General features: G+C 66.4%; 4 protein-coding genes. All 4 read right to left on the bottom strand.

Features of this window, described 5'->3' with window-relative positions; all coding sequences use genetic code 11:
* Nucleotides 1-144 precede the first annotated feature (144 nt).
* Complete coding sequence (gene treZ / locus WA317_RS04975) at nucleotides 145-1878, bottom strand: malto-oligosyltrehalose trehalohydrolase (protein WP_425171986.1); 1734 nt, start codon at nucleotides 1876-1878, stop codon at nucleotides 145-147.
* Nucleotides 1871-4168, bottom strand: a complete 2298-nt coding sequence (gene treY, locus WA317_RS04980) for a malto-oligosyltrehalose synthase (RefSeq protein ID WP_425171987.1) — start codon at nucleotides 4166-4168, stop codon at nucleotides 1871-1873. Before treY ends, treZ begins: the two co-directional genes overlap by 8 nt.
* Nucleotides 4169-4171: 3 nt before the next feature.
* Entirely contained in the window at nucleotides 4172-6361 is a 2190-nt protein-coding gene (gene glgX, locus WA317_RS04985) for a glycogen debranching protein GlgX (RefSeq protein ID WP_425171988.1), read from the bottom strand.
* 94 nt (nucleotides 6362-6455) lie between these two features.
* Nucleotides 6456-7787: acyltransferase family protein (locus WA317_RS04990; RefSeq protein ID WP_425171989.1), on the bottom strand; the 1332-nt coding region annotated here is incomplete at its 5' end.

Consider the following 7787-nt stretch of genomic DNA (forward strand, 5'->3'; position numbering starts at 1 on the left):
GCGGGCTCGACCCGTCCTCTGTCGGCGGCCACCTGGGGGTAGTCGTGTTCAACGGTCATGCTGTCTCTATACGCTGCCGGCGATCGAACGTCGACTTTTCGTCTTCAGAACGCCGAAATAGCGCAACAACTCGACGTTCGGCGCTTATTCGGTTGCCAGCAGCGCGAACGAATGCCCCGGAAGTTCGGTCGAGTCGCCGACGTTCGGCGTGCCCCAGGCCAGCACCACCTCACCACGCACCGGCACGGTCGCGGCCTGCTCGCTCAGATTGAACGCGGCGGTAAACCGACCGCGCCGCAGCGCGAACCAGCGCCGGTCCTCGTCGTAGTCCACGACCAGGTTATCCAGCCACGGGTTACCGATGTCAGGTTCGTTGCGCCGCAACGCAATCAGAGCACGGTATAGGTCGAGCAGGCGCGCATGTTCACCGGCTTGCACCTCGCCCCAGTCCAGCTTGGAGCGCAGAAACGTCTCCGGGTCCTGCGGGTCGGGAATCTGGTCGGCGTCCCAGCCGTGCCCGGCGAACTCCGCCTTGCGGCCCTCGGCTGTGGCTTTGGCCAGTTCGGGTTCGGGATGCGAGCTGAAGAACTGGAACGGGGTGGACGCGCCCCACTCTTCGCCCATGAACAGCATTGCACTGTAGGGCGACAACAACACCAGAGCGGCCTTGATCGCCTGCTGCCCGAAGGTCAGGTTCTGCGACGGCCGGTCCCCGACGGCGCGGTTGCCGACCTGGTCGTGCGTAGTGGTGTAAGCCAGCAGCCGGGTCGCCGGGATGTTCGCGGTGTCCAGCGGCCGGCCATGCCGGCGACCGCGGAACGACGAGTACGTCGCGGCGTGAAAGTAGCCGCCTCGCAATGTGTTCGCCAGCGTGGCCAGCGACCCGAAGTCCGAATAGTAGCCCTGGCGCTCACCGGACACCGCGGTGTGGATGGCGTGGTGGATGTCGTCGTCCCATTGGGCGGTCAGCCCGTAGCCGCCGATGGCGCGGCCCTCGCCGCGCGGAGTGATCAGCCGCGGGTCGTTGAGGTCGCTCTCTGCGACCAGCGACAGCGGCCGGCCCAATTGCTCGGCCAGCGCATCGGTTTCCGACGCCAACTCCTCCAGGATGTGAATCGCGGTGGTGTCCACCAACGCGTGCACCGCGTCGAGTCGCAGGCCGTCGGCATGGAAGTCGCGCATCCAGCGCAGCGCGCAATCGAGGATGTAGCGGCGTACCGCGTCCGAGCCCGCATCGGCGATGTTGATGCCTTCGCCCCACGGGTTGCTGCCTGACGACAGGTACGGGCCGTACCGCGGCAGGTAGTTCCCCGACGGGCCGAGGTGATTGAACACCGCGTCGATCAGCACACCGAGGCCGCGGCTGTGGCAGGCATCGACCAGCCGCATCAGCCCGTCCGGGCCGCCATAGGGCTCGTGCACGCTGTACCACAGCACGCCGTCATAACCCCAGCCGTGCGTGCCCGAAAACGAGTTCACCGGCATCAGCTCGACGAAGTCCACCCCGAGATCGAGCAGATAGTCCAACTTTTCGATCGCCGCGTCGAAAGTCCCGGCCGACGTGAAGGTTCCGACGTGCAGCTCATAGATGACCGCACCGTCGGTGGAGCGACCCTGCCAATCCCGGTCCGTCCACGCGGTCGGCGACGGCTCCCACAACTGCGAGCGGGCGTGCACACCTTCGGGCTGGCGCGCCGACCGTGGATCGGGCAGCACCTGGGCGTCGTCGTCGAGGATGAACCCGTACCGGGCGTCCGGCGCGGCGTCGACGGTGGCGCGCCACCAGCCGTCCGGCGAACGCTGCATGGAATGCGCTTTGCCGTCGACGTCGAGGCGGACCATCCCGGGTGTCGGCGCCCAGACGGCGAATTCACTCATCGACGCGCTCCAACAGTACGACGGGCAACTCGACGAACAGGTCCGCGGCCGGCGTCGGCCCGCCGACCCGCCGGCCGGTCAATACGTCAACCCAGGAACCGGCGGGCACGGCCACCGCGGTGTCACCCCAACCACTGTCCCGCAAACGCACCGTCCAGCGGGTGACAGCGACCACCACGTCTTCGCCGCGGCCGAAGGCAACGACGTGATCGGCAGCGCTGCCGGTGGCAAGCACCGAACGGTAACCGCCCTGCAGGAAAGTGTCCGGACGCTTGCGCCGCAGCCACAACGCCGCGGCCACAACCCGGATCTTACTGTGCTGCAGGCTCTTCAGCTCTGCGCGCCGCGCGGCGTAATCCACCGCACGGCGGTTGTCCGGGTCGACCAGGCTGTCGTCCCACAGCTCGGTGCCCTGGTAGACGTCAGGTACGCCGGGCACCGTCAAAGCGAGCAGCTTCTGGCCCAACGCGTCGTTCTCGGCGTGCCGGTTGAGCTGGCCGACCAGCTCGGTCAGCTGGGCGGCCACCGGGCCGCTTAGCACCGCGTCCAGCCAACCGTGCACCGCGTCCTCGAACTCGGTGTCCGGGTTGTTCCAGGTGGTGTGCAGTGCCGCTTCGCGGATCGCCTTCTCGGTATAGGCGTGCAACCGCTGACGCAGCTCATCGGTGACTTCACCGCTCACCGGCCAGACACCGAAGATGTTCTGCCACAAGAAAAGTCCGGTCGCAGCGTCGGGAGACGGGGCCACGCCCTCCCACCGGCTGACGAACTCCACCCACAACGACGGCACCTGGGAGAGCACTCCGATGCGGGCCCGCACGTCCTCGCCGCGTTTGGTGTCGTGAGTGGTTAACGCCGTCATCGCCTGCGGCCAGAGCCGGGCGCGGCCGGCGGCGGTGAGGTGGAACTCCGCGGCGCCCACGCCGAACCGCTGCGGCTCGCCGCCCACCTCGTTCAGCGACACCAGCCGGGCGTCCCGGTAGAACAGGCAGTCTTCGACCGACTTCGCGGTGACCGCGCCGCACAACTGTTGCAGCCGGGTGTCCGGTTCGCCGCCCGCAGCGATCGCGGCGGCAAGCACTTGCAATGGCTGGCGCAATTCCGTTGCGTCGTTGTCCGTTTCAGCCAAAGAGTTAGGCAGCAGCGCCGCCAGGCCCTGGTAGTCGGAGCGGTAGACGTCGATGTGGCCCAACAGCGCGGCCACCGCGTCCGGCAGCTGCGGGTGGTCGACCCCGGTGACGGCGGCGATGGTACGTCGCAGTCGGGCCAGTTCACTGGCCAAGGTGCCGGTGGCCACGTTCGCCTTGAGTTCGCGCAGAATCGCGGGTGTGGCCTGGTAGTCGACACCGGTCGACTCGTAGAGCGCTGTGAGCGCGGGCGCGCCGGTCGGATCGACGAACAATCCGCCCACCTCACGCAGTACGTTGTATCCGGTAGTGCCCGCCACCGGCAGCGTCGGCTCCAGGGCCTCCTCAACGGCCAGGATCTTCTCGATCACAATGTAGGCGTCCGGTCCGACGAGGTCGCGCAACCAGGTCAGGTAACCCGCCGGGTCAGACAGCCCGTCCGGGTGGTCGATGCGCACACCGTCGACAAGCCCCTCGGCGAACCAGCGCGCGACCTCGGCATGGCTGGCGTCGAACACCTCACGGTCTTCCTGCCGAAGCCCGGCCAGGGAGGTGATCGAAAAGAACCGCCGATAACCACACACCCCGCGCCGCCACCCGATCAGCTGGTAGTGCTGGCGGTCGTGCACCTCGGGGCCGGTGCCGTCACCGGTGCCGGGAGCGATCGGAAACGCCAAATTGCCCAGCCGCAACAACTCACCGTCGACCGTCAAGTCGGCGACATCGTCGTCAGAACCCAGGACCGGCAACACGATTCGGCCGTCGGCCAAATCCCAGTCGATGTCGAAGTAGGTGGCGTACGCCGACGACCGGCCATTCCGCAGCAGATCCCACCACCACGGATTCTGCTCGGGTTTGTCCACCCCGACGTGATTCGGCACGACGTCGATCACCAGGCCCAACCCTCGCTCCCGGGCCGCGGCGGACAGCCGTGCCAAACCTTCGGCGCCGCCGAGTTCGGCTGACACCGTCGTCGGGTCGGTGACGTCGTATCCGTGCGTCGAGCCGCGCACGGCGGTCAGCACGGGGGACAGGTAGACGTGCGAGACGCCGAGCTCGTCGAGGTAGTCCAGCAGGTTTTCCGCGTCGGCGAAGGTGAAGGCAAACCCGCTTTCTTGACCACGAAGTTGCAACCGGTACGTGGAGAGGACTGGAAAAGCCATGCGTCAGCGGGTCTTGCGCAGTACGAGCAGTGAACGGCCCGGCAAGGTGACCTTCTCGCCGGCGTTCACCACGGCGCCGGCGCCGGTGGCAGGCTCGGCGGTGTCCAATTCCACGGTCCACTCCTGTGCGTAGTCGTCGTGCGGTGTGACGAAGTCGATGGCGTCGCCGTGAGCGTTGAAGCACAGCAGGAATGAGTCGTCGGTCACTCGCCGGCCGCGCGCGTCGGGCTCCGGAATGGCTTCACCGTTGAGGAATACGCCGACGCAGTTCGCGAAACTGCTGCCCCAGTCCTCGTGGGTCATCTCCCGCCCGGACGTCGTCAGCCAGGCGATGTCACGAACCTCTTCGCCGGTGCGCAGCAGCTCGCCGTCGAAGAATCTGCGCCGGCGGAACACCGGGTGGTCTCTGCGCAACTTGGCTGCGTCGCGGGTGAAAGCCAGCAGATCGGCGTTCTTGTCGGCCAGTGTCCAATCCATCCAGGACAGGGCGGAGTCCTGGCAGTAGACGTTGTTGTTGCCCTGCTGGGTACGCCCGATCTCGTCGCCGTGCGCGATCATCGGCGTGCCCTGGCTGACCAGCAAAGTGGCAATCATATTGCGCATCTGCCGGCAGCGCAGCTCGGTGATGTCGGGATCGTCAGTGGGACCTTCCACCCCGCAGTTCCAGGAGCGGTTGTAGCTCTCCCCGTCGCGGTTGTCCTCGCCGTTGGCCTCGTTGTGTTTGTCGTTGTAAGAAACCAAGTCGTGCAACGTGAATCCGTCATGTGCGGTGACGAAGTTGATACTGGCGCCGGGCCGGCGGCCGGTCGCCTCGTACAGGTCCGACGACCCGGTCAGCCGAGAGGCGAACTCGCCGAGGGTTGCGGGCTCGCCCCGCCAGTAATCGCGCACAGTGTCCCGATACTTCCCGTTCCATTCCGTCCATAAACCGGGGAAGTTGCCGACCTGATAGCCGCCTTCGCCGACGTCCCACGGTTCGGCGATCAACTTGACCTGGCTGACCACCGGATCCTGTTGCACCAGGTCGAAAAACGCCGACAGCCGGTCGACGTCGTAGAACTCGCGCGCCAGCGTGGAGGCCAGATCGAAGCGGAACCCGTCGACGTGCATCTCGGTGACCCAGTAGCGCAACGAGTCCATGATCAGTTGCAGGGTGTGCGGGTGGCGGGCGTTGAGGCTGTTACCGGTACCGGTGAAGTCCTTGTAGAACCGCAGATCTTTGTCCTCGAGCCGGTAATAGGCGGCGTTGTCGATGCCGCGGAAGTTGACGGTCGGACCCAGGTGGTTGCCTTCGGCGGTGTGGTTGTACACCACGTCGAGGATCACTTCGATGTCTTCGTCGTGAAAGCTGCGGACCATCGACTTGAACTCGGCCACCGCGCCGCCGGCCTCACGGTTCGACGAATACTGCTGATGCGGGGCGAAGAACCCGAATGTGTTGTAACCCCAATAATTTCGCAGACCCAATTTCAGCAGCCGACTGTCGTGCATGAACTGGTGCACCGGCATCAGCTCGATGGCCGTGACGTTCAGCGACTTGAGGTGGTCGATGATCACCGGGTGGGCCAGTCCGGCGTAGGTGCCGCGCAGGTCCGGCGGGACGCCGGGATGGGTCTGCGTCATGCCTTTGACGTGCGCCTCGTAGATGACCGTCTCGTGGTAGGGCGTGCGCGGCGCCCGATCGAACGCCCAGTCGAAGAACGGGTTGATCACCACGCTGGTCATGGTGTGGCCCAGCGAGTCGACCATCGGCGGAGTGCCGGCGTCTCCGGGGTCTGCGCCGTCTCGTTTTGCGACGGCCAGGTCGTAGGAGAACAACGCCTGGCCGAAATCGAAGTCGCCGTGAAACGACTTCCCGTACGGGTCGAGCAGCAGCTTGCTGGCGTCACACCGGTGGCCGGCGGCCGGTTCGAACGGCCCGTGCACCCGGTACCCGTAGCGCTGCCCCGGGCTGATGCCCGCCAGGTACGCGTGCCAGACATAGCCGTCGACTTCTTCGAGATTGACGCGGGTTTCGTTGCCGGCGTTGTCAATCAGGCACAGCTCAACCTGCTCGGCGATCTCCGAGAACAGTGCGAAGTTGGTGCCGGCCCCGTCGTAGGTGGCGCCGAGCGGATAGTTGTTGCCGGGCCACACGGTCGGCCGCGCCGGCGTCGTTTCGCCGGCACCGGTATTCAGTTGTCTCGGCAGCATCACTCGACTGTAGCCGCCGACCGCACAATCCGACGTCCCCAGTGACCGGCCGTGGCGTGCCTCACCCACGACAGGGCGCCGGCGCAGCGGCGGGTCACCACCAGCCGGTGGCCGCCGCGATCTGGCGGCCCAACTCCGGGGTCAAGGTGCGCATGTAAGTGGCCGAAAGGTGGTGCGCGTCGTGATAAATCAGCACGTTGCCCTCCACCGCACGGCAGATATCGGCGCGGCAGATCGCATCCGACATGTCCAGCGGCTTGAGCAGTGGGAACTGCCCGGTGAAATCCAGCGTGGGATTGTAATCGGAGAGCACTTCAGAGCGCTTGATCCCGCACGAGAGGGCATTGCCGCCCTTGGCCAGACAATCCGCGGGTTCGAACGGCTTGCCGTCCTTGACCAGCCACGGGGTATCCCGCATTGCCAGGACGGGAATATTGTTGTCGGACAACGTCTGCCAGATTCCGAAATAGCCGGCGGGCATCACGTCGCCGGGTTTGGTGTTCCACGGCCGGGTGGACGTGGTGAACACGTAGTCCGGACGATCGGTCACCAGCTTGGCCATCGTCTTCTGCACCCAATCGTGACACTGCGGGTAGGCGGCGTTGTTGCCCATGATCAACGGATTCTCGTCGGTCGACAGCGGGCAGCCCATTTTCAGATACGTGACGACTTTGAAGTGGTGGATGCGGCCGAGCAGATCCAGTGCGGTGAGCCAGTGTTCGGCGTGCGACCCGCCGGCCAGCGCAATCGTCCGTGGCGCGGCTGGCTCGCCGTAAGCGCAGTTGACCACCGCCGGGTTGGTGAAGTCGCTGATGCAGCCGTCGCGGGTGGAGCGCGGCAGGTCGTTGCTGGACTCCAGGACGGTGGGCCGCATCCTCAGTTGAGGAACCCGCGCCTGGGTCACCAGGGCCCGGGCGCCGGGATAGTCATGGGTATTCAGTCCGGTGAGTTCTTTGCCGGACGCGCGTTGCAGGGTGACCTCTTCGCGCCAGCTGAACGATGTGACGGTCAATGTCACACCGAGCAGGGCCACCACCGAGCCCAGCGCCATCGTCGGGCGGCGCAGCCGGACCCGCCAGCGCACCGCAGACACCGGTGGCGACGCCGCGGCGGACGTGGAGTCCACAGTGGCGGCCGGTGCGCGGTACCGCAGCGGGTCCTCGACGTGCCGGTTGGTCAGGTAGGCCAGCACACCGGAGGCCAGCAGCACGACGGCGCCCTCGAGGAAACCGGCGTGCGCGTGGCCGGTATAGGACAGCCAGAAGATCAGCAGCGGCCAGTGCCAGAGGTACAGCGAGTAGGCCATCGCCCCGAGCGTCACCAGCGGGCGGGCCGCCAACAGCCGGTTGGGCAGCGGCATCCGGCCGGCGGCGCCGGCGTCTGGTCGCCGATTGGCTCCGGCAAGGATGAACAGCACCGTCGCCAG

Origin of the sequence: Mycobacterium sp., from assembly GCF_049802695.1 — a bacterium.
Lineage (GTDB): Bacteria > Actinomycetota > Actinomycetes > Mycobacteriales > Mycobacteriaceae > Mycobacterium.

Coding starts and splice junctions, on each gene's coding strand:
- treY (WP_425171987.1), bottom strand. CDS start 4,168: ATGGCTTTTCCAGTCCTCTCCACGTACCGGTTGCAACTTCGTGGTCAA.
- glgX (WP_425171988.1), bottom strand. CDS start 6,361: ATGCTGCCGAGACAACTGAATACCGGTGCCGGCGAAACGACGCCGGCG.
- treZ (WP_425171986.1), bottom strand. CDS start 1,878: ATGAGTGAATTCGCCGTCTGGGCGCCGACACCCGGGATGGTCCGCCTC.